General features: G+C 39.6%; 22 protein-coding genes and 2 riboswitches. Of the genes, 10 read left to right on the top strand and 12 right to left on the bottom strand.

The features are described 5' to 3' along the window. From MHB42_RS11530 to MHB42_RS11520, 3 genes are all read right to left on the bottom strand, one after another. The gene (locus MHB42_RS11530) at positions 1–702 is read right to left on the bottom strand and encodes a response regulator transcription factor (RefSeq protein ID WP_340806290.1); all 702 of its coding nucleotides are present in this window, start codon (positions 700–702) and stop codon (positions 1–3) included. Between the two features lie 57 nt (positions 703–759). Next, the gene (locus MHB42_RS11525; protein ID WP_340806289.1) at positions 760–1,281 is read right to left on the bottom strand and encodes a hypothetical protein; all 522 of its coding nucleotides are present in this window, start codon (positions 1,279–1,281) and stop codon (positions 760–762) included. Positions 1,282–1,404: 123 nt separating this feature from the next. Continuing rightward, positions 1,405–1,869 (bottom strand): hypothetical protein, encoded by a 465-nt coding sequence (locus MHB42_RS11520; RefSeq protein WP_340806288.1) that lies wholly within the window; start codon positions 1,867–1,869, stop codon positions 1,405–1,407. A 186-nt stretch (positions 1,870–2,055) separates the two neighbouring features. Here MHB42_RS11520 and bioD point away from each other — a divergent pair, with 186 nt between their 5' ends. The 4 genes from bioD to bioB are packed head-to-tail and all read left to right on the top strand — an operon-like array spanning position 2,056 to position 5,692. Continuing rightward, positions 2,056–2,757 (top strand): dethiobiotin synthase, encoded by a 702-nt coding sequence (gene bioD / locus MHB42_RS11515; protein ID WP_340806287.1) that lies wholly within the window; start codon positions 2,056–2,058, stop codon positions 2,755–2,757. Further along, on the top strand, positions 2,738–4,114 hold the full coding sequence (gene bioA / locus MHB42_RS11510) for an adenosylmethionine--8-amino-7-oxononanoate transaminase (protein WP_340808581.1): 1,377 nt from the start codon (positions 2,738–2,740) through the stop codon (positions 4,112–4,114). Before bioD ends, bioA begins: the two co-directional genes overlap by 20 nt. Further along, complete coding sequence (locus tag MHB42_RS11505) at positions 4,107–4,700, top strand: biotin transporter BioY (protein WP_340806285.1); 594 nt, start codon at positions 4,107–4,109, stop codon at positions 4,698–4,700. The genes bioA and MHB42_RS11505 overlap by 8 nt, the downstream gene beginning before the upstream one ends. Continuing rightward, positions 4,697–5,692, top strand: a complete 996-nt coding sequence (gene bioB / locus MHB42_RS11500) for a biotin synthase BioB (RefSeq protein ID WP_340806283.1) — start codon at positions 4,697–4,699, stop codon at positions 5,690–5,692. The genes MHB42_RS11505 and bioB overlap by 4 nt, the downstream gene beginning before the upstream one ends. Positions 5,693–5,823: 131 nt before the next feature. Here the strand turns inward: bioB and MHB42_RS11495 are convergent, their stop codons facing one another. Continuing rightward, complete coding sequence (locus tag MHB42_RS11495; protein WP_340806282.1) at positions 5,824–6,987, bottom strand: aminotransferase-like domain-containing protein; 1,164 nt, start codon at positions 6,985–6,987, stop codon at positions 5,824–5,826. 124 nt (positions 6,988–7,111) lie between these two features. Here MHB42_RS11495 and MHB42_RS11490 point away from each other — a divergent pair, with 124 nt between their 5' ends. The 3 genes from MHB42_RS11490 to MHB42_RS11480 are packed head-to-tail and all read left to right on the top strand — an operon-like array spanning position 7,112 to position 10,584. Beyond that, complete coding sequence (locus tag MHB42_RS11490; RefSeq protein ID WP_340806280.1) at positions 7,112–8,509, top strand: aminotransferase-like domain-containing protein; 1,398 nt, start codon at positions 7,112–7,114, stop codon at positions 8,507–8,509. A 48-nt stretch (positions 8,510–8,557) separates the two neighbouring features. Next, positions 8,558–9,796 carry a DNA polymerase IV gene (locus tag MHB42_RS11485; RefSeq protein WP_340806278.1) on the top strand — a complete coding sequence of 413 codons (1,239 nt, stop codon included), beginning with the start codon at positions 8,558–8,560 and terminating at the stop codon, positions 9,794–9,796. Positions 9,797–9,813: 17 nt separating this feature from the next. Then, positions 9,814–10,584, top strand: a complete 771-nt coding sequence (locus tag MHB42_RS11480; protein WP_340806276.1) for an alpha/beta fold hydrolase — start codon at positions 9,814–9,816, stop codon at positions 10,582–10,584. On the opposite strand, the gene MHB42_RS11475 is transcribed toward MHB42_RS11480, so the two are convergent. From MHB42_RS11475 to MHB42_RS11465, 3 genes are read right to left on the bottom strand one after another with little or no spacing between them, the layout of a single operon-like run. Continuing rightward, positions 10,581–11,450, bottom strand: coding sequence for an SDR family oxidoreductase (locus tag MHB42_RS11475; protein ID WP_340806275.1), 870 nt, complete (start codon positions 11,448–11,450; stop codon positions 10,581–10,583). The genes MHB42_RS11480 and MHB42_RS11475 overlap by 4 nt on opposite strands. Continuing rightward, entirely contained in the window at positions 11,447–12,475 is a 1,029-nt protein-coding gene (locus MHB42_RS11470; RefSeq protein WP_340806274.1) for a polysaccharide biosynthesis protein, read from the bottom strand. Before MHB42_RS11470 ends, MHB42_RS11475 begins: the two co-directional genes overlap by 4 nt. Positions 12,476–12,502: 27 nt before the next feature. After that, the gene (locus MHB42_RS11465; protein WP_340806273.1) at positions 12,503–13,102 is read right to left on the bottom strand and encodes a glycosyltransferase family 2 protein; all 600 of its coding nucleotides are present in this window, start codon (positions 13,100–13,102) and stop codon (positions 12,503–12,505) included. Between the two features lie 239 nt (positions 13,103–13,341). On the opposite strand from MHB42_RS11465, the gene MHB42_RS11460 reads away from it, so the two are divergent. Continuing rightward, positions 13,342–14,427: a glycosyltransferase family 4 protein gene (locus MHB42_RS11460; RefSeq protein ID WP_340806272.1), complete on the top strand. Its 1,086-nt coding sequence runs from the start codon at positions 13,342–13,344 to the stop codon at positions 14,425–14,427. Between the two features lie 102 nt (positions 14,428–14,529). Beyond that, on the top strand, positions 14,530–14,970 hold the full coding sequence (locus MHB42_RS11455; RefSeq protein ID WP_340806270.1) for a GNAT family N-acetyltransferase: 441 nt from the start codon (positions 14,530–14,532) through the stop codon (positions 14,968–14,970). 59 nt (positions 14,971–15,029) lie between these two features. Here the strand turns inward: MHB42_RS11455 and MHB42_RS11450 are convergent, their stop codons facing one another. From MHB42_RS11450 to MHB42_RS11430, 5 genes are all read right to left on the bottom strand, one after another. Next, complete coding sequence (locus MHB42_RS11450; RefSeq protein ID WP_340806268.1) at positions 15,030–18,533, bottom strand: S8 family peptidase; 3,504 nt, start codon at positions 18,531–18,533, stop codon at positions 15,030–15,032. Positions 18,534–18,647: 114 nt separating this feature from the next. Further along, positions 18,648–19,484, bottom strand: a complete 837-nt coding sequence (locus MHB42_RS11445) for an energy-coupling factor ABC transporter ATP-binding protein (protein WP_340806267.1) — start codon at positions 19,482–19,484, stop codon at positions 18,648–18,650. Next, complete coding sequence (gene cbiQ / locus MHB42_RS11440) at positions 19,481–20,254, bottom strand: cobalt ECF transporter T component CbiQ (protein ID WP_340806265.1); 774 nt, start codon at positions 20,252–20,254, stop codon at positions 19,481–19,483. The genes MHB42_RS11445 and cbiQ overlap by 4 nt, the downstream gene beginning before the upstream one ends. A gap of 5 nt (positions 20,255–20,259) precedes the next feature. Further along, positions 20,260–20,532: an energy-coupling factor ABC transporter substrate-binding protein gene (locus MHB42_RS11435; RefSeq protein ID WP_340806264.1), complete on the bottom strand. Its 273-nt coding sequence runs from the start codon at positions 20,530–20,532 to the stop codon at positions 20,260–20,262. Positions 20,533–20,534: 2 nt separating this feature from the next. Beyond that, positions 20,535–21,281 (bottom strand): energy-coupling factor ABC transporter permease, encoded by a 747-nt coding sequence (locus MHB42_RS11430; RefSeq protein WP_340806262.1) that lies wholly within the window; start codon positions 21,279–21,281, stop codon positions 20,535–20,537. A gap of 231 nt (positions 21,282–21,512) precedes the next feature. Further along, positions 21,513–21,697: riboswitch (cobalamin riboswitch) on the bottom strand. Between the two features lie 202 nt (positions 21,698–21,899). Continuing rightward, a riboswitch (cobalamin riboswitch) is annotated at positions 21,900–22,080 on the top strand. Positions 22,081–22,220: 140 nt separating this feature from the next. Here MHB42_RS11430 and MHB42_RS11425 point away from each other — a divergent pair. Continuing rightward, complete coding sequence (locus MHB42_RS11425) at positions 22,221–22,592, top strand: (2Fe-2S) ferredoxin domain-containing protein (protein ID WP_340806261.1); 372 nt, start codon at positions 22,221–22,223, stop codon at positions 22,590–22,592. Position 22,593: the final 1 nt, after the last annotated feature.

Genomic DNA, 22,593 nt, shown 5'->3' with positions numbered 1-22,593 from the left:
TTACGAGCCATCACTCTTTTTTTTATGGACAAATTGATAGCCAAACCCTCGCACCGTTTGAATCCATTTAGGTTTAGCAGGTGTATCCTCAATTTTACGGCGTAGTGTACTAATATGAACAGATACTGTTTTTGAATCTGCTACCCCATCCCGCCCCCAAACATGGTCGATTAATTGATCCACGCTAATCACTTGGTTGGCATGCTCAATCAAATAGAACAGCAGTAGCTTTTCCTTTGTAAATAAATTTAACAATACCCCATCTTTATAAACATTTTTTTCATCATAATGAATGGCTAAATTATCAATATGTATAATATTGCCTTTCTTTGGTCCTGCTTTTCGCTTTAAATTTGCCTGCACACGTGCTAGTAATTCCTTTGGGATAAATGGTTTTGTAATATAGTCATCTGCACCAACCTCAAAGCCTTCAAGCTTTTGATCAATAAAATGATTCACCGTCACAAAAATAATAATAACATCTGATTGGGCACGAATTTTTTTCGCCAGCTCAAAGCCTGTGCCATCTGGTAAATTAACATCCAATAAAATTAAATCAGGCTGCTCAGTCATCGCCATATGCCAGCCTTGTGCAATGGATATTGCCTTCAGTACTGTATAATGAGCCTTGGCAATCGTAAGAGAGAGCACTTCCATAATATCGATATCATCTTCAACGATTAAAATTTTTTCGTTCCTCATATCGGTAAAGCTCCTTTCATTCGATTTAAACAAATGATGATATAGAAAAGGAGGATACTATTTTCGACTCGGAAAAATCACATATGACAAGCTAATAATGGCATCAATCACTAAAACAATGCCCCAGGTTTTCATTATTTGCAGCAAGGGAGATGTATCGGTAGCAGTACCAGCAAATTGAGTCATTCCGTATAAGCAGCCAGCACCAATGGCAAATGCACCAATATGGCGCACAAGCATCTTGACTTCGTGAAGGCCTTTCGCCTTGCCAGTGAGTGGTGTCTTTTTTGACTTTTTGAAAAACCATTGTTGGAATTTTTCATCTGCCCATGCAATCATTGTTTTCCCATATGCAATGGACACGCCGATATAAATCGCCGCAATGCCATGAGAAGCCGAGGCAGGTGTCCCTCTTTTTAGATCAATGGTTGTCAAGATAATTAGGACTAAATCAATAACAGGTGTTAAGGCAAAGAAGAAAATGCTTAACTTTGGCATTTTCAGTACATAGCGGCTAATTAGCCCTAGAATAATCACAATCCAAAAGGCAATTTCCGCCGCTATAATCCAAGGTATCATAATAGGTTCCTCTCATTCTCTAGTAAAATAATCCATAGATAGCTAAAAGCATAGAAAATATTCAGCACATACTTAGGGTGACGTCCAGTCGTTTAGAAGCTTGTCATTTTCATTCTATGTCTGTCAGTCGAGATAGGCAACAGCATCGAGAAGGTCTTCGCGGACAGCCTCCCAAAATTGCTGCTGGACGGCATCACAATACGTATAAAGCTCCTTTTGCTGCGTATGCTCATATAAGGCAGCGATAGCTTCTTTGTGAAAATGTAGCCGATGGTTCAGTGTTCCACGCTCTTCCTCTATACAAAACATTTTATAGACATCTGCCAAACGCTCTAATTTGGCTAATTGTTGTGTGATGCTTTCATATTGGGCTTGATGAAAGCGCCCAACCGCAGAGGTCATTGAAATTTTTGCTCGATGTGCTGCTTGTAATGTTCGCAATTCCTCCTGACGAATAGCTACACGATACCAAAATTCATAGCGATTAGGCAATGCTCTTAATTCATAGGTAAGAAAAGATTTTAAAATAGTATGCATTTGCTCATAGCTATCTATGGTTTTCTCTGTTTCTTTAAAAATACCAAACATCTAAACCACCCCCATGTCATTGTAATACTACAAAAATAATGAAAAATCCTTTAAATCACGGCTATTTTCATAGAAATCAGTTCATGCTTAGCCAACAAAATGCAGAATAGCCATTTACAAAATAAAAATATATGTGTTAACTTAATTGTTGTAATAAGTTAACTTAAAAAGAGGGGGAGGTTAACCATGCATTTTTGGGTTGTAGGAACCGATACGGATGTCGGTAAAACGGTTGTTACGACATTGTTAATGCGTCAACTGCAGCAGGAGTATTTACAGGTTATACCATACAAGCCAGTGCAAACAGGTGAGGTTTGTGTAAATGGACATGGCTATTATGAGGATACCGCTATGTATCAAAAGTATTCTTTACAAACATTAAAGGAGGAGCACCTAAATAGCTATTCCTTGAGGGAGGCAGCATCACCACATTTTGCTGCACAGCTGGAGGGGCAGCAAATTGAAGTAGATAAGCTGTTACAGCATATCGAAGAACTACAACAATCCTATGAGGTTGTCATATGCGAGGGAGCTGGTGGACTTTTTGTACCTTTAGATAGTGAGAAGAGAACAACTTTTCTCGATGTAATTGTCCGTAGTCAGCTACCCGTTGTGCTTGTGACAAGAACAGCTCTTGGCACAATTAATCATACATTATTAACGATGGAGGCATTGCAAGCTCGGCAAATTGAGGTGCTTGGTATTGTCTTTAATGGCTATACAGGTAGCGTGCTAGAGCAGGATAATATCAACACCATTTTGACCTATCACCCTGTCCCATATGCTATTATTCCATCACTACAGGACAGTGCACAATTAGTAGCATATGCGATTAAAACAACATCATTATTTGAAAGGCTTTATGCATATGAATCAACTATTCACTGATTTACAGACAAGAGATTTGCAGTATGTTTGGCATCCATGCTCACAAATGAAGGATTATGAAACATTTCCACCGATTGTTATTACAAAAGGGCAAGGTGTATGGCTTTATGATGAGCAAGGGCAACGTTATTTAGATGCTGTATCATCTTGGTGGGTCAATCTTTTTGGACATGCCAATCCGCGCATTAGTCAGGCATTGAGTGAGCAGGCCTTTACATTGGAGCATACGATTTTTGCTAATTTTACACATGAGCCTGCTATTCGCTTAGCTGAAAAATTAGTCGCTTTAACACCGAGAGGGCTACAGAAAGTATTTTTTGCAGATAATGGCTCATCCGCAATTGAAGTAGCTTTAAAAATGAGCTTCCAATATCATAGGCAAACAGGGAAATCGGCAAAGAAGCGTTTTCTGGCGTTAACAGATGCTTATCATGGCGAAACGATTGGTGCTTTATCTGTAGGAGGCGTTGGACTTTACAATGATATATACCAGCCATTGCTGTTAGATACGGTACGCGCTAAAGGACCAGATTGCTTCCGTTGTCCATTCCAAGAGGAGCCAGCAAGCTGTCATGCCCCGTGCAGTCAGTTTGTAGAGGAGCAGCTAAAAGTGCATCATCAGGACATTACGGCTGTTATTATTGAGCCACTGATTCAAGCAGCGGCGGGCATGAAAATGTATCCACCTGTTTACTTAAAGCGTTTACGAGCATTGTGTACACAGTATGGTGTACATCTGATTGCAGATGAAATTGCGGTTGGCTTTGGACGTACAGGTACATTATTTGCCTGTGAGCAGGCGGATATTACACCTGATTTTATGTGTTTATCAAAGGGCTTGACAGGTGGCTATTTACCATTATCTGTGGTAGTAACAACAAATGAAATTTATCACGCTTTTTACGATGACTATGGCACAATGAAAGCATTTTTACATTCTCATAGTTATTCAGGCAATACACTAGCATGTCGTGTTGCCCTTGAAGTATTGACGATATTTGAAGAAGAGCATGTAATCGCGATGATTCAAGAAAAAGGGCAATGGATGCGAGAGCTAGCAATGGCGGCATTTAGTGAGATGCCTTATGTGGGTGAATATCGACAACTGGGCTTAGTTGGGGCGATTGAGCTTGTGGCGAATCGCGCTACAAAGGAGCCATTTGCAAGCAGGGAGCGCATAGGCTATCAAATTTATCAGTATGCCTTAGCAAAGGGGTTATTATTACGTCCACTTGGCAATGTTTTGTATTTTATGCCACCTTATATTATTTCAGAAGAGGACATGCATATGATGATTGCTACTGCAAAAGAAGCCATCGAACAATTTTTCCAGGAGCGGGGGGAGTATTTTGGTTAAACGACAATCTACATTGGCACTTGTGATGATTGCGATGTTTGCCGCTTTAACGGCTATTGGCGCATTTATTAAAATTCCATTACCTGTCGTTCCATTTACATTACAAATTGTGTTTGTATTTTTAGCGGGCTGCTTGCTAGGAAGCCGTAATGCTTTATCTAGTCAACTTGTTTATATAGGTGTTGGCTTAGTGGGACTGCCTGTATTTACGCAAGGGGGTGGCATCACCTATGTGTTACAGCCAACATTCGGCTATTTGATTGGCTTTGCGCTTGCTGCCTATTGTATTGGCTGGCTCATTGAAAGAGTGCAGACACCTACGAAAAAGCATTTTATTGGGGCAACCATTGTAGGGCTTATCATTATTTATGCGGTAGCTGTGCCGTATTTATATATAGCCTTGAATTTTTGGTTAGATATGAAAACAAGCTGGTCACATGTGTTCGCTGTCGGCTTTTTAGGCAGTATTGTCGCTGATTTTTGCTTAGCTGTTACATCCGCGTTATTAGCTGAACGATTGTATAAAGTATTCCAATCAGCAAGAACGCTGAAAATTTCACAGATGGAAAGGGAGAACATGATATGAATTATTTACAATTAGCACAAGAGGTCATCGCTGGGAAGGTGATTAGCAATGAGGAGGCACTTGCGATTTTAAATAGTGAGGATGATAAGCTGTTACAGCTTATGGATGGTGCTTTTGCCATTCGTCGCCATTATTTTGGCAAAAAGGTCAAGCTCAATATGATTATGAATGCGAAGAGTGGCTACTGTCCTGAGGATTGCGGCTATTGCTCCCAGTCTTCTCGCTCAACTGCACCGATTGAAAAATATCCTTTTATTACAAAGGAGGAAATTTTAGCAGGGGCAAAGCAGGCATTTGACAATAAAATTGGAACCTATTGCATTGTAGCAAGTGGGCGTGGGCCAACACGTAAGGATGTTCATGTCGTAAGCGAGGCTGTTGCTGAAATTAAGGCGAAGTATGGCTTAAAGGTTTGTGCCTGCCTTGGTTTATTAAAAGAGGAGCAAGCACAGCAATTAAAGGAAGCGGGTGTGGATCGCTACAATCATAACTTAAATACATCGGAGCGCCATCACTCCTTTATTACAACCTCCCATACATATGAGGATCGTGTCAACACGGTGGAAATTGTGAAAAAGCATGGCATTTCACCTTGCTCAGGTGCGATTATTGGGATGAAGGAAACAAAGGAGGATGTTGTTAATATTGCTCGCGCGCTTTATCAATTAGATGCAGATTCGATTCCCGTGAATTTTTTAAATGCCATTGATGGCACAAAGCTAGAGGGAACAAAGGACTTAAATCCACGCTATTGCTTAAAAGTATTAGCGCTGTTCCGTTATATCAATCCTACAAAGGAAATCCGTATCGCTGGTGGACGTGAAATTAATCTCGGCTCCCTACAGCCACTCGGCCTTTACGCTGCTAACAGTATTTTTGTAGGAGATTACTTAACAACAGCGGGACAGGAGGAAAATAGTGATTATCGTATGTTAGAGGACTTGGGCTTTGAAATTGAATTAACGGAGAAGCAAGAGGAGGTGTTTTGCTAGGAGATTGAGTAGCGGGGCGGAAAGTGACGGATAGAAAGTTAAATGTGACGGATAGAACTTGAGAACTGACGGATAGCTTACAAGCAAAAGCCGTATAAGCGCTGTAAAAAGCGTTTATACGGCTTTGTTTTTTATAAAATAGTTGCTAAACGTTGAATGCCTTCACGGATAACTTCAGGTGTAGCATTTGTATAGTTTAAACGCATTGTATTCACGTTTGTTTTAGATGTGTAGAATGGATCGCCTGGCACAAAGGCAACCTTTTGCTCCATTGCTTTATAGAAAACGTCAAGGGCTGGTGTGCCATCTTTCATTGTTGCCCAAATAAACATGCCCCCATCAGGTCGTGTATATTCTACATGTGCAGGGAAAAATTCTTCCATTGCATCCAGCATCGCCTGTGCCTGATTTTTATATAAAGCAATAATTTTTTGTACATGCTCCATATACTCATTATTCGCTAAATAATCATAGATAACATACTGTGAGAAAATATTTGTATGCAAATCAGAGGCTTGCTTCGCTGTTTCAATATGCTGCAATAGCTCTTTATTTTTCGTAATAATAAAGCCAAGTCGCATACCAGGCGTAACTGTTTTTGAGAAAGAACCTAGTAAAATACTATTTTCTAATTTTCCAGCACCGATATATGGCAGTGTTTCGCCATGGAAGCGCAATTCTCCATATGGATCATCCTCAATTAAAGCAACATCATATTTTGCGACGATTTCACAAATTTGCTGACGTTTTTCCTTTGAGTATGTAAGCCCTGTTGGATTTTGGAAATTTGGCACAGTATACAAAATTTTCACATTTGGCTGTTGCAGTGCTTGTTCTAGCTCCTCTAAATTAAGACCATCATGTTCAAGTGTAACACCATGGAAAGTTGGCTCACATAATGTAAAAGCTTGGATAGCCCCTAAGTAGCCAGGCTCCTCAATGACAATGCCATCGCCTTTATTAATTAGCACCTTGCTAATCAATTCTAGTGCTTGCTGTGAGCCTGTTGTAATTAATACATCATCAGCATGTACATCTAAGCCGTGTAATTGCTGATATTTAGTAGCAATATACTCACGTAATGGCGCATAGCCCTGTGTAGAAGCATATTGGAATACACGGCTACCATTTGCTGTAATCGCATGATCTACAGATGCTTTTAGTGCATCTACTGGAAACGAGATAGGGTTTGGAAGTCCCCCTGCAAAGGAAATAACATCCTCTGCATCAGTTACTTTTAAAATATTTCGAATAAATGAGGATGGTGTCTTTAAGATTCTTTCTGAATATTGCATAATTATCGGTCCTTTTTTTCTGATTTTTTAAAAATTATATCATTGTCATCGTGTGCATACAATATTATCATTGTATGCAAGACAATTAAAGATTGTATGCAAATTAAAAAAAGGAGCTTAACGCATGCCAATTAATTCATTTGATGAATACCCAATGAGCTGGAAGCCTGATATTCGCAATAGTTCAGCACCATTATATATAGCCATCGCACAACAGCTTGAGCAAGATATTAAGGATGGCAAGCTACTACCTGGGACAAAGCTGCCTCCACAACGTGAATTGGCTGATTTTTTAGATGTCAATCTAAGCACAATTACACGAGCCTTTAAGCTATGTGGACAAAAAGGGCTTATTTATGCCTCGATTGGTAGTGGTACATTTGTGTCAGCGGATGCAGCAAGCAATAAAATATTATTACCAGCAAATCATACAACACCTATGATTGAAATGGGCTCTGTGCTACCTGATAATTTTGCCAATGAGGATATTACACGCTTTATGAAGAAAATGTTAAATGAGCCTAGTGTGAGCAAGCTGTTTCAATATGGACGTCCTGAGGGCAATGCTTGGCAGCAGGAGGCAGTGATGAAGCTTTTTGAATGGATTCATTTCCAACCTAATCAGCCTATTTTGCTTGGGTCAGGAGGGCAAAATGCGATTGTTGGGACGCTGGCGGCATTATTTCAGGCAGGTGACCGCATTGGCACAGACCCTATGACCTATGCGGGCATTAAAACGGCTGCCAATATGCTTGGTATTCAGCTTGTCGCCATTCAGCAAGAAAATGGTGAGATGACAAGGGAGGGGCTATTGTATGCCTGTAAAAATGAACATATTAAGGGCATCTATGTGATTCCTGACTTTCATAATCCAACAACCCATACAATGTCTGTGGCAACAAGACAAATGATTGCAGAGGTGGCAAGGCAGAAGGATTTAATTGTGATTGAGGATGCGATTTATAGCTTTTTAAAGGAGCAGGCGATCGCTCCAATTGCTTCCTATGCACCAGAAAAGGTCATTTATATTGCCAGTCTATCAAAAACGATTTCACCAGGCTTGCGTTTGTCCTTTATTGTGACACCGCCAGCCTATCGTAAAAAAATTATGGAAACCCTTTATAATATTAATATTTCGGTTTCACCACTTATGCTAGAGCTTGCAGTAAGATTAATTCATGAGGGAGTAGCACAAACAATTTTAGAGAAACATCGCACCTACACAAAGCAGCAAAATGCACTGGTCAATCATTATTTAGGTGATTATCATATTTTAGGTGATGAGGAATGTATTTTTAGATGGCTGCTATTGCCTGAGCAATTTACAGGTGTGCAATTTGAATTGCTGGCTGCCAAGGCAGGGGTACAGGTATATGCAGCAGAGCGCTTTGCTGTAGGTAATGCCAAGCCTGTCAATGCTGTTCGTTTAGCGATTACAGCACCTGAGCATCAGCTTGAGCAAGCATTAATCATCTTAAAGGATATACTTGAGAGCAATGGGGATTATGCGTTTGTTGATTAACGGAAGGCTGACGTATAATAAATGTATAGCAGAAAAGAGGTGAAGCAAATGGCTCATAAAGGGCGCGTTATTTTTCATGTGGATATGAATAGCTTTTATGCCTCTGTGGAGCAGGCACATCATCCTGACTTAAAGGGCAAGCCCCTTGCCATAGCTGGCAATCCAAAGGAGCGGCGTGGTATTTTAGTGACCTGCTCCTATGAAGCGAGGGCACTTGGCATTTATACGACTATGACGGTTTATGAGGCACAACGTAAATGTCCTGAGCTATTGCTACTGCCACCTGATTTTCCAAAGTATCGTGCAGCCTCAAAAGAAATATTTACCATTCTTCGTAGCTATACAGATTTAGTGGAGCCTGTTTCGATTGATGAGGGCTATATGGATGTGACGGCATTAAGCAAGGAAAGACATGCCCTTAGTATTGCCCAGGAAATACAGCAGCGTATTTTAACAGAGCTTGATTTACCTTGCTCCATAGGCATTGCTCCAAATAAATTTTTAGCGAAAACGGCTTCTGATCGTAGAAAGCCAATGGGCATTACCATTTTGCGAATACGTGACCTGGAACAACTGCTGTGGCCAGATGAGGTAGTAAAAATGCATGGTATTGGTGTAAGCACAGCGAAAAAATTAAATGCACATGGCATATTTACCATTGGTGATTTAGCGCAAACGGATGAGTATACTATCAAGCAAATGTTGGGAAAAAATGGTGTGCGCCTTCGTGCAAGGGCGAATGGCATTGATGACCGTGCAGTAGACCCAGAGGCTATTTTTGATACAAAAAGTGTAGGCAATTCTACAACATTGCCTGAAGATGTATCAGATATTCGCGCATTGCATAAAACGATTGAAGGGCTATGTAAAAAAGTAGCAGAGCGGCTAGATGCGAAGCGTTTAGCAGGCTCCACTGTGAGCATTCAAATCAGGGATGCTCATTGGCAAAATCATACACGCTCAAAAACAATGACCAATGTCCTTTACCGTTTTGAGGATATTTTTCCTGTTGCATGTGCATTATTTGATAGGCATTGGGATGAAACACCTGTTAGATTACTTGGTGTTACTATTTCCAATGTTGTTGACCGCAAAGATTATTCACAGCAGTTATCCATTTTTAATTTTCAGGAGCATGTAAAGGATGAACCGATTTTAAAAATTGTGGATGAAATAGAGGAACGCTTTGGTAAGGGCATGATTCAGCGGGGTGTCGATCTTGGCAAGCGTTCGTCCTATCAATCTCAAACAAGCTTTAGTAAAGATTTTTTAGACGATCATCACTAAAAGGGGATGGCAAGATCATGAATTATAAGGAATATGGCAATAGCAACAAGCCATTGATGATGTTTATTCATGGAGGTGGCGTAGGGGGATGGATGTGGGATAAACAAGTGCAGCATTTTTCCAACTATCACTGTATTGTACCAGAGCTTTTATCAGTAGCTCCATTTTCCATTGAGCATTGTGCCAACAAGCTTGTACAGTTAATTGAAGAAAAGGCAAATGGCAAAACAGTTATTGTGATTGGCTTTTCCTTAGGTGCGCAAATTGCTATTCAAATGCTTAGTATAAAGCCGAATGTCAGCGATTTTACGATGATTAATAGCGCACTTGTGATCCCTTCACCTACTATGACAAGGCTTATGCAGCCAGTGATTCAACTAACATTTCCACTTGTTAAAAATAAAGCATTTGCTAAGCTACAAGCGAAAGCCTTATATATTGATGACCGTTATTTTGAACGCTATTATCATGAGAGCTCCACTATGCATGTGGAGGTATTGCTGCAAATCCTGCAAGAGAATATGTCGTTTTCTATTCCACCCAATTTCCATAAAGCACAGGGAGGAATTTTAATTACAGTGGGCGCTCAAGAAAAAAGCATAATGAAAAAATCCGCCAAAGCATTGCTTCAGCATCATCCTACTTGTCATGGGGTAATATTGGGGAATATTGGTCACGGTGTGTCGTTAGCGAAGCCTGCCTTTTTCAATGATTTTGTTGAACATTGGCTAAAGGATGGGCAATTGCCTAAGGGCACGGTGATGGAATCAATAAAACGCCACGATTAATATATATCATGGCGTTTATGATAATGAGGATATAAATTTTTATGCTGTAGCATCCAGTCCTTCATCTCTACAATCATAGCTTGATAGCTAGGAACAACAAAGGAGAAATCATGTCTTGTATTGATTAATGTTTTATCGACATTGATAAGTGGATCAGGAAGAATATTGATGGTATTGTTTCTAAAATATTGATTCAATAATTGTAAAAGATCATATTTTGAAATATTTGTTGTATGGACTAAATGATAGAGTCCTGTTAAACCTTCTTTGGCAGCCTGTTCAATCGCTTTTGCCAAGGTCAGTGTGGTAACGCCCGTCCAAAGCGCACCTGTATAGCCGTTAATGGAGCCATGCTGCTGCATAAACCAATTAAACAGCCCGATGCCATCCTTTTGTAGATCAGGGCCAATAATAGAGTTGCGGAATGTTAAATGCTTGTTGTTATCAATTTCCCCTAAGCCCTTTGTACGATCATAAAAGGTTTCTCCATCCCGTGTGCTTTGTTCATAATAGGGGGCGGCTTTTCCCGAAAAAACGCAATCGGTACTAAGCTGAATTAGCCTTGTTTCGCGATCTTTTAGGTGAGCGGCAATGGCATGGGGTAAATAGCTATTTAAAAAAATACTTTTAGCAGGATATTGTTCACAGGCATTGTTTAACATACCAATACAATTAACAACAATATCAGCATCGGTAGTTGCTAAGAGCGCTTGTAAAAATTGACGATCTGTAATATCGCCGACAATATTGTTGCCATAGGGAAAGGCTGTTCTGGAGTAGGTGGTAACATGATGCCCTTGCTCACATAAATATATAGCAATCATATGACCAGCCATGCCTGTAGCACCAAGCACTAAAAATTTCATGGTTTTCCTCCCATCCAGTGAAGAAGCTCCTGTTGAATAAGTGGCAGCTTGATTAATTTTTCTTTGAGCTCAGCGATACTTAATAGTTGTGTATTATTGGAATTATATTCATCCGTTAATGATATTTTAGGGGAGCCTTCATCGAGGTATTTGCCATAATGTAAATCTCGATTATCTGCGGGAATGCGATAAAAATTACCTACATCTCTCGCTTTTGCAGCTTCTTCCTTTGTACATAATACTTCATACATTTTTTCACCGTGCCGTGTGCCAATAATTTGAATCGCATTATTTGCCTGGAATATCTCCAGTAAAGCTTGTGCTAAATCTTGCACTGTAGCGGCAGGCGATTTTTGTACCATAATATCGCCGTGCTGGGCATGAGCGAAGGCATATAACACTAATTCGACTGCCTCATCAAGGCTCATGATAAAGCGTGTCATTTGAGGTTCTGTAATGGTTAAAGGCTGACCAGCTTTAATTTGTTCGATAAATAACGGAATAACAGAGCCGCGAGAAGCCATCACATTGCCGTACCTTGTGCCACAAATTAAGGTTTGCTTAGGGTCTACCATTCTTGATTTTGCAATAAATGTTTTCTCCATCATTGCTTTGGAGATGCCCATCGCATTTACAGGATAGGCAGCCTTATCAGTAGAGAGACAAATAATTTTTTGAACGCCAGCCTGAATCGCAGCTGTTAGGACATTTTCTGTTCCTAAAATATTTGTTTTAACAGCCTCTAAAGGGAAAAATTCACAGGAGGGAACTTGCTTTAGGGCTGCCGCATGGAAGACAAAATCAACCTGATACATGGCATGATGAATGCTTTCAATATCGCGCACATCCCCAATATAAAACTTTATTTTAGAATGCTGGTAAAGCTTTCGCATATCATCCTGCTTTTTTTCATCTCTAGAGAAAATACGAATTTCCTTTATATTGGTATTTAAAAAACGCTGTAAGACCGCATTACCGAAAGAGCCAGTACCGCCAGTAATCAGTAAAATTTTATTTGTAAACATCGTATGCTGGATGACACCTCCCACATGCTATTTCAACCCTCTTTGATGTAAATCGCATTCTGAGTTTTCCCGTGGATAGTTGTACCAATAAGCGAGTTCATTTGTATATTTACATATTGGATTTTTATCCATCAGAGCACGATTAAAGTCCCAATCCCCAGCAATATCCTTACGTATTGTAAATGCAGCATCACCGATAAAGCTTCTGCGAATAATTTTAAATTGTCCAGGCAATGAGTAGCGGTTGGATTCATCTTTAATAAATGCGTAGCCGTTTTTAATAAGCATATTATAGTAGTAAATATCAAACGTACCATCGACTTGTGCTAATACATTGCGAATAGCAGGTAAATAATGGTCATCGCTATCAATAATCGCTATATAATCACCTGTTGCCTCTGCAATGCAGCGATTATAAGCAACACTCGCGCCTAAATTTGTTGGATGGACAATGATTTTTAAGGCTGCACAGTTTTTTTGATAGTCTTGTAAAAGGGCTAATGTATTATCTGTAGAGCCATCATCCACCACTATGATTTCATAGGCATATTCTTTCGGAATACTGTCTAGCATGGTGACAATCCATTGCTCGCTATTAAACGCAGGTGATAAAAAACTAATCTTCATATGCTCCCTCCATTCTTACTAGATTCTTAGCATTTTTCTCGCTCACGTTGGCAGAGTAGATTCTTTATTACAATATGCATACATGATGTACGCTTGTAGGCAATTGCTTGTTTACAGAAGTTTTTAAAAGAGATATTTACGAGAGAAAATAGATGTAGAGGGATGAAAAATGCTAAGTTAGGCACATTTGGAAGCTGTGACCATATACTAGTAGAACGCCTTTTAGAAAGAGGGAAACAATGTCAAAAAGGATTGCCTTTATTTGTAGCGTGGAGTCTTATAAGCTTTCTGATGCCCATATTTTTAAAGACCTTTGTCTTGTACCGATTTTATTAGGAGAGCATTTAGGGTATGACGTGAGCATTCTCACAACGGAAATGAATGAAGCACTTCTTCAACAAACCTTTCCTGCTGTAAAGTTTGAGCGGATACCCTTTGAAGATGACTATATTGCCAATATGAACGCTTATTTAGCAGGGCATGCAAAGGATATTGATATTGTCTTTGCTATAGGACCCTATCCATCCTATTTACCCATTTTAAAAGCCTATAAGCACTACAATCCTCACGGGAAAATTTATATGAAGCTAGATGTGAATCGTTATTGGCTTAATCGTTTAAAAACCTATCCTTATTTTTTAGAGCTGTTGCAACTCTGTGATCTTCTATCCTCTGAATGTGTAGCCATTCAGACGGCTATTCAAGAATTTTCACAATTAACGATTCAGCATCTCCCAAATGGCTTTTATGAGCATTTTCCAACAGCCCCTGTATTGTTTAGTGAGAAAGAAAATCGCATTTTAATGGTAGGGCGCTTAGATGCACCAGAGAAGCAAACATTATTGGCGGTCAAGGCATTTCTAGCAGCACAGCTTAGCGATTGGGAGCTGCGTTTAGTCGGACCAATGTCTGAGCCATTTTATCAGGAGCTCATGGCATTACTGGATGGTCATCCATTTTCTGCCCAGGTGATCATCGTAGGGTCAATTCAGGATAAGGTGCAATTAGAGGAAGAATATCGAAAGGCTAAAATTTTTTGCTTAACGTCCTTCGTTGAATGCTATGCCCATGTATTTGCAGAGGCTGCTAAAAATGGCTGTTATATTGTGACAACGGATGTGGATGGTGCTATGGATATTACTCAGCAGCAGCGCTTTGGAACAATTCATCCAACACATGATTGGCAAAGCATCAGCAAGACCTTACAGCATGTAACACAGCAGGAGGCATTGCTAGCTACTACCTGTGTGCAGCTACAAGCCTTTGCACGTCAAACCTTAAATTGGCGTGATCTTGTTACAAAGATTACTCGTTATTTAGTGTAAATAATGGCTTGTTTTAGAGAGTTTTCTTTTCTTTATCCGCTTATTTTCTATATAATCAATACTAGCACTAACAATCATGGGAAGACATAAGGGGAGAAAAGAATGAAGATATTTCAAGCAACAATGAATGAACTAGAGGAGTTAACAGTGCTCTTTGATGAATATCGCCAGTTTTATGGGATTGAGTCAGATATCAGCAGTGCGAAAGCATTTTTACAATTACGCTTAGCCTTAAAGGAGTCAGTAATTTTTCTAGCAATGAAGGAAGGCAGGGCTGTTGGCTTTACCCAATTATATCCAACGTTTTCTTCACTTGCCTTACAGCGTGCTTATATTTTAAATGATATTTATGTAACGGATGATGCGAGAGGCTTAGGGGTGGGCACGGCATTGATGGAGAAGGCATTCCAATATTGCGAGCAGCAATACGCACGCTATGTAACATTGCAAACAGCAACGGATAATATTAATGCACAAAGATTATATGAAAAACTACATATGCAACAAGATGAATTTTGTAATTATGTGAAATATTTTAAATAAGCGTTAGTATTGCTAAAAATGCCCCTAGGCATAGAGAGCCTAGGGGCGTTTTTTGGGTTTTATTGAATTTCAAGTGTATAAGGTTGTGTACTTGCCTTGCCGTAAGCTTCGCTAACCTCGATATAGTAGTTGCCGGCATCTAGCTCAACGGTGCCGACCTCCGCATCCTCTGCACCATATAAATCTAAGGTTGTAACTGTTTTACCATTTGCCTGAATAATACGAATAACGCCGTCCAATGCCTTTTCAGTTTGAAGAGAGAAGGACACTTCACGTTTTTGGTCAATGGTAAATGCAAAGTAATCCTTATCACCAAATGGAATGCCTGTATTGAAATAGTGAGAGGCTACCCATTTATCATCCTTCTTCGTAAGGGCAAGTGGCTGTGTTGGCACACCATTGACCAACGTAGAATCCGCATCTTCATCCACTCGGTGATGGTCAAACAATGTTAATGTATAGGGCTGAATAGATACTTGACCAAAGTTCATGCTGCTGACAAGAATAAAATAGCCTCGATCCTTCTTCGCTTGGAACGATGTATTGACATCTGCTGTTCCCATCACACCGAGCAGCATTTCTAGGATATTATCACCTAGACCGAATGGAACTTCCGTTGCTAATTCCTTGGCATCAATTTTCATATTGCCATTTGTATCTTCAATAATGGAACCTGCAAATTTCAAGTCTTGATGAAGCTCCTTTGGTAATTGCTTGAACTGATCATTTGTAAAAGGAACCGTTGAAAGCAGTAAGCTCATTACTTCATCATTACCCTGTTGCTTATAATAGTAATAATCAATATCGTTCTGATAAATGAGATGATCTTTATAGGTTGTACCAAGTTGCAATGATTGGGCTTTTGCTGCTTCATTGTTATTTGGATTATAGTCCGCTGGAATATCGCCAGCTTTACTTGTTTTCAATGTATATGGTTCAACAGAGCGTTCACCAGCATTCATTACAGCAATGACATAGGTTTTATCTTTTTTCAGCGGCACAATCTTTGTATCATTTTCAAGGTTTACTGCACCTGTTAATAATGCAAGGATGTTTAGTTCATTTGTAAGGGAGGAGGTAGGTATTAGCTCCTTTGCTTCCTCATCATATTCAAATACTGTGCCAGTCGGTATTTGACCTGCGCCTTTTACAAATTTAAAGTTATAAAGAGCGTCTTCAGGTGATTGTAATACAAAGTAATCTTCATCATAATCTGATTGGAAATATGCTTTTTGGTCTTCACCAATCGTTAAACGAATCGCCTTGTCCATAATTGGTTCAACATTTTCCAGCTTCTCTGAGTCTGAAGGATTCATAAGCATCGTTAGTAAGCTATCTACCTCATCTTGCTTTTTGCTATTGCTTGGTGTGGTTGGTAATGCCTCTTCCAAAGCGGCTTCTTCGAATGCTTCTTCCGCTGCTGGTAGACCATCCTCATCTTTTGGAAGTGTTACAGCCTTTCCTTTTAATGTGTAAGGAAGAATGGACTCACTAATTGTTTCTTCTTTTTCAATGCCACCACTAAAGAACATTTCCATTGAAAAATCGCTACTATTTTCATTTGATACGCGTAAAACATATTCTTGCTCAGGCATAGCATCAACGATTAGGCTAACACCTTCACCTTTTGCAGTACCATAAGCTGCTTGCATTGGATAAGCTTCCATTTCCTCATCCTGTGCTGTTTCCTCTGGAAGTGACATTAAGTCTTCTTTTAAATATAGTTCCATAGATGCTGTTACACCTGGAATGCCTGATAAATCAAATTGCAGTGTTGTTGGTGTTTTTACGGAAAATGTAAAATAATCTTCATCCTTTTGCTGATCCTTTGATAGCAGCGTATAGTCTTTTCCAGCCGTACTATATGGGAACTTCTTGATTTCTTCCATATTTGTTTGATCTACTGCATCTACGGGCAAGTTTTTAACTGTTTGAGCTGTAAAGACATATGTTGATTTGCCTTTTGAGCTATAGCTGCCATTATGATCCTTCACCCCAATTAATAGCGTACCCTCTTGGGCTGCTTTAAAAAGATAGCCTTCTTTTTTGCCTATGCGTACATCATTGATATGGATGGGCTCAACTTCACCATAATGACTTGTTGGGTAAAAGTATAAATCAAAGGCATAATCATATTTATCTGCCCCTTTTAATGTCAGCTGTGCATATTCATCAGCCTCTAAATCAACTTTATACCATTGCTTTTCATCAGGTTGCTTCAATACCCCTTGCTCTGTATTCAATGTATTTTTAGTAAGCACCTTGGCATTTTGGAGGCGTTCTGCAGCTGTTTCAGAATAATGCTTAGGTAGCTTCTGAAGATCAAATTGCAAGGCTTTGATAGGGTCAACAAGACCATGTCCATATGTTAAATCATAGCCTTTATCCCCTAAATCTTGTGCAGTCATTTCAAGAATGGCTTCTATTTCATATGGCTTTAACTGTGGATATTTGGATTTAAGCAACGATGCGATTCCCGCAACAACAGGGGATGCCATAGATGTACCGCTAAATTTAATAAAAGATGAGCCTTTTTTCGCATCATAAACGGTGCTATATATTTCTTCGCCAGGCGCAACAATATCAACGGATGGTCCATAGTTGGAATAGCTAGATAGCTTATTATGCTCGTTTGTTGAACCAACACTAATGACACCTTCAAATGAAGCGGGGAAGGAATAATCATCTGTCGATTCATTACCTGCAGCAGCGATAATAGTAATGCCGCTATCAATCGCTTTTTGAACGGCTTCTTGCATAAGCGGAGATTCACCATAACCGCCAAGACTCATATTAATAATATCAGCGCCTTGTTCAATCGCATAAAGAATACCTTGTGCGATAATAAAATCATTTGCCCCATCCTTGCCATTGAATACATCGATTGGCAGTAGCTTAGCTTTTGGATTAATGCCATGTCCACCTACATCATTATTTTGTGCAGCCGCAATAATGCCTGCCACATGTGTACCATGGTCGCCTGGATATGTGGTATTAGCTGGTGCAGCCGCATTGTAAGGTGGCAGTACCTGTGCTTTTAGGTCAGGGTGCTTAAAGTCTACACCTGAATCAATCACCGCTACTGTGACCTCATGATTGCCTGCTAGCTCCAATGCCTTGTCTATTTGTAGCAGACTTAAATGATACATTTCTTCTTTTTTAGGATCAGATGCTTGTGTAAAGGTATGGTACATATAGCTAGGAGCTACGCTTGTAATACCATCTTGCTGCAAATAATAGGAAATGGCTTTTTCAAGCGATACATCTTTGTTTAATTGAATAACATCATAACCTAATGAAGGAATGGAGCGGATCACCTTGGAGCCAATTTTTTTATGTACGTTATTAGCAAGTCCTGAATGCTTAATAATAATGGTATTTTTGCTAATCCATTTTTCCTCATTTTTTGAATTTTTCCCTGCTGCTGCTTGATTACTTGCAAGCATAAGTTGCTCTAGCTTGTTATTTGTAGGCTGTGATGTTTCAGCAAAGGCGGAAACAGCAGGAATCATTAGTGCAGCAGATGCGACAACCGTGACGGATTTTTTTAACCAATTTTTCAATAATTTTCTCTCCTTCAGATCGTAAATTAAGCTTTGACTATTATTTATACGGCTCAACAATAGAAAAGTTTCGTAAATGAGGAAAAATTTTCACCCATATTTAAACTCCATCCTTTAAAGCTGCTGAATTAATTTGTGCAAATCAGCTTTGGAGCGAGGAATTGCCTGATGGCTTTGGATAATATGTTTTTCTTGTAGTAACAGTGCCATCGTAAAAACCCATGGGCGTTCGAGATGTGCACGCTTTAGTAGCTCTTCGTTATAGAACAGCGTAATAGGGTCCCCATTATAAATAATTGACCCTGCCTCCATCACAATAATATGCTCCGCCCATTCATAGGCGAGCTGGATATCATGTGTTGCGAGTAAAATTGTTCTGTCGCCATTTTCTAATGTAGCGAGGTATTGTAAAACTTGTGTAGCATAATAATGATCTAACCCTGCTGTTGGTTCATCTAATAACAGAACAGATGGCTCCATTGCTAAAACACCAGCCATTGCTACACGCTTTTTCTGTCCAACACTTAAAAAATGAATCGGCTTCTCCAATAAATCCTCTACCTCTGTTTGTGCAACAGCCCAAGCAATCCTTTCTTCAATTTTTTCGCTTGACCAGCCAAGATTAAGCGGACCATACGCTATATCTTGCTTGACTGTGCCTGAAAAAAGCTGATGGTCAGCATGTTGAAAAACAATACCAACCTGCTGACGAAGAGCCTTTAAAGCTTTTCTACTATATTGAAGCTTCCTCCCACAAAAGGAAATCGTTCCTGAAGTGGGCTTTAGGATGCCATTAAGATGCTGAAATAATGTTGACTTTCCTGCGCCATTTTGCCCGAGTATAGCGATTTTTTTTCCTTTTGGAATGTGCAATGAAATATCTATTAGAGCCTTTGTGCCATCCGCATAAACATGGGACAGATGCTCAAGCTCAAAATAATTTGCTGTCATCTAACAAAACCTCCATATATGATGAAGAATAGAAAAATAGCTGCCATGCCTAACCAATTTTTCTTGCGATAAGCGCCCGCTTCCTGCCAATAAACAGCCTCGCCACCACGTGACTGCATGGCATTGTTCAGCTCTCGGCTACGTTGAAACATCTCTACAAATAATGCTGCAATAAGCATGGAGATAGAACGTAGCCATTGCATTGGGGAATGATAGCCAAGACGTGCTTGTTGGGCAACATAAATATTTTGCATGCTCGCTAAAAAAAGAAAAATAAAACGGTAGGTTAGCTCTACTAATTCGACCAATAACACAGGCAATCGCCATTGTCGTAAAACATAACAAATACCGTTAACCGATGTTGTTAAAACTAAAAAATATAAGCAGCTTATACTACCAAGCACACTAAAAAATAATTGCTGTGCTGATGTCATACTTGCTTGCCCAATAAAAATGGTCCAATGGCTGAAGGTAACAGACCAAATATGAGCAGGTAAGACATGGGTGGATGGTGTCATGGAGATTAAAATGGCTATAAGGCTAGTGAATAAGAACAAGCATGGTAAAAGTAACAGCTTTCCATAATAGCTTAATGGGATTTTTGCGCCAACAATGATAAAAGCACTCATTACAAAAAATGTAATGAGTGAAAGCTGTTCATCTTTGAAAAGAAGGGATAATAACAATAGCCCTAATGAAAAGGTCATTTTTTCTAGCGGATGAACAAGCGCTAGCTTATTCAGATAAGCATACTTATCAATGAATAGCATAGTCGTTAGCCCTCTTTATGCTTGCCGCGCATATAGCCGATAAAATAGCCAATAAAGCCCGCACCAATCGCTGCTTGTAGAACAAATAATAAGCTTTCAATTTCACCACTAGGTGGCTCCCATAAACTTTCAAACCAAGGCTCATAGTCTTTGTTAATGTCACCAATCGCTGCTTCAGCTTCACCATCAGCACCACCAAACTCTGCGCCCTTTTGAATAAAGAGGGGAATAATCGCTAACAGAACAACAATAGCTACTAGCAGTAAGTTACGTTTCATGTCTAGTGCGCCTCCTTTACTGAGAAAACACGTAAGGCTTTTAATTCGCTAAGATTATATTTTTTCAAGAAATTCATCACAATGACGGTTAAAATCCCTTCACTAATGGCTAATGGAACTTGTGTTAATGCAAAAATACTTGCGAACTTTGTAAAGGATGCGGCGAAGCCACCAACCTCTGAAGGGAAGGCAAGGGCTAGCTGTACCGAAGTGATAACATATGTGCCTAAGTCACCGAGCATCGCAGCGCAGAAAACTGCTAGAGAAAAGGATAATCCTATTTTTTGTGCTCCTTTAAAAGTAAAGTAAGCGATAAAAGGTCCTACAATCGCCATTGAAAAGGCGTTTGCCCCTAATGTTGTCAGACCGCCATGTGCTAACAGCAGAGATTGGAATAATAGCACAATTGTGCCAATAACACTCATGGCAAGCGGGCCAAACAAAATGGTCCCAAGTCCAACACCTGTAGGATGCGAGCAACTTCCTGTCACTGAAGGGATTTTTAAGGCGGATAATACAAACGCAAAGGCTCCTGAAAGCCCTAACACCATTTTTGTTTCAGGGTTGGCATCAATGGTTTTTCGAATGGAACGCAATCCTAAGACAATAAAAGGGATAGAGATAATCCACCAAAAAATAGCCCATTCAATGGGTAAAAAGCCTTCCATAATATGCATAGCAAAAGCTTGCTTTGGCACTATTAAGTATGCCAATAAAAAATAACTACATTTCCACCAAGAAAACTTCAATATTTTTCCTCCTCACGATGAAATAGATTGCAAGAATAGTGCGTGCGAAGAAATTCTTTGATGCGTATTTAGACTTTTGCATGATCCCATAAGCATCCTGTTGCTCGCTAAACAGGACATTTGACTGAGCCCATACAAAAAGCACTTCTCCGCTACAGGAAAAGTGCACGCTAAAAAAAGGCAAATAATCTATTTATCTGCTAAGTCGCACACCTATCCTCGTAGGCTGAAACGGTCACGTATTTTTCGGCAGGTCTCCTGGCTCTAGTTCACTGCTTTATAGACCTTCCCATCCGTTGGACAGTGGCGTTTTCTATAAAACTCCCTATTACAGTGGCGGGACCGCGTCGGATTTACACCGACTTCCCTTTTAAGTAAAATAACAAGTATTTTACACCGAAAAAAATATAAAATTGTGAGATTTCACGACAAAGTGTAACATGAATTTCTATAAATATGCTATACTTTTTATAAAAAATTTTGAATGAAGGCGCAATGTTGAAAATTCTGATAAGCGAAACTGATAAATTTATCACAAATTATTAAAGAAATATTGAAATTTTAAAATAATAAGCTATGATAAAGACAGTTTTCTATTCAATGGATAACGTTAATAATTTCATATAAACATCAATAAGTGCTCGAATATTCGAGATAATAGGGAAATTGGTGAGAATCCAATACAGCCCCCGCTACTGTAATAGCTGATGAAATCACAAAGCCACTCGTGCAAACTGGGAAGGCGTGAAAGTAAAATGAAGCTTAAGTCAGGAGACCTGCTTAGTTGATTGTGCATGCAAACTTTTCGGAGGGAGAAGTTGAAGCAAGAGCGGGTACCAGTATTTTATTCGTTTTTATCAAGCTTCTATAAAACCTTTACTCTCCATGAAGAGTAAAGGTTTTTTCTTTTCCAAAAAAGCAAATGAAGGGAGCAATTAGATGACAACATGGAATTTAGAGGGGATGCAAACACATCTCTTTATTTGCAACGGTAGTAGCTGTATGAAAAAGGATGGGGAGGATATTACACAAGCCATTCGAGATGAAATACAGCGACAAGCACTTGATAAAGAAATACATACGACAAGAACACGCTGTAATGGACGATGTAAGGATGCTTGTGTTGTCATTGCCTATCCACAAGGCAATTGGTATCGTGTGCCATCAACAGAGCATGCGAGAGCACTTGTACAAGATTTGCATCATGAAGCTTTATACAAGGAGCATGTCTTTTCATTGCGTGAGGGGACATTACAGCGCACAGCACAGACAACGGCCATTAAAGGGATTGAAAAGGTGAAAGAGAGGTAAC

The sequence above is a fragment of the Lysinibacillus sp. FSL K6-0232 genome, assembly GCF_038008325.1.
Classification (GTDB): domain Bacteria; phylum Bacillota; class Bacilli; order Bacillales_A; family Planococcaceae; genus Lysinibacillus.
The sequence above is the reverse complement of the archived record's forward strand: the minus strand, read 5'-3'. Positions and strand labels throughout refer to the sequence as shown.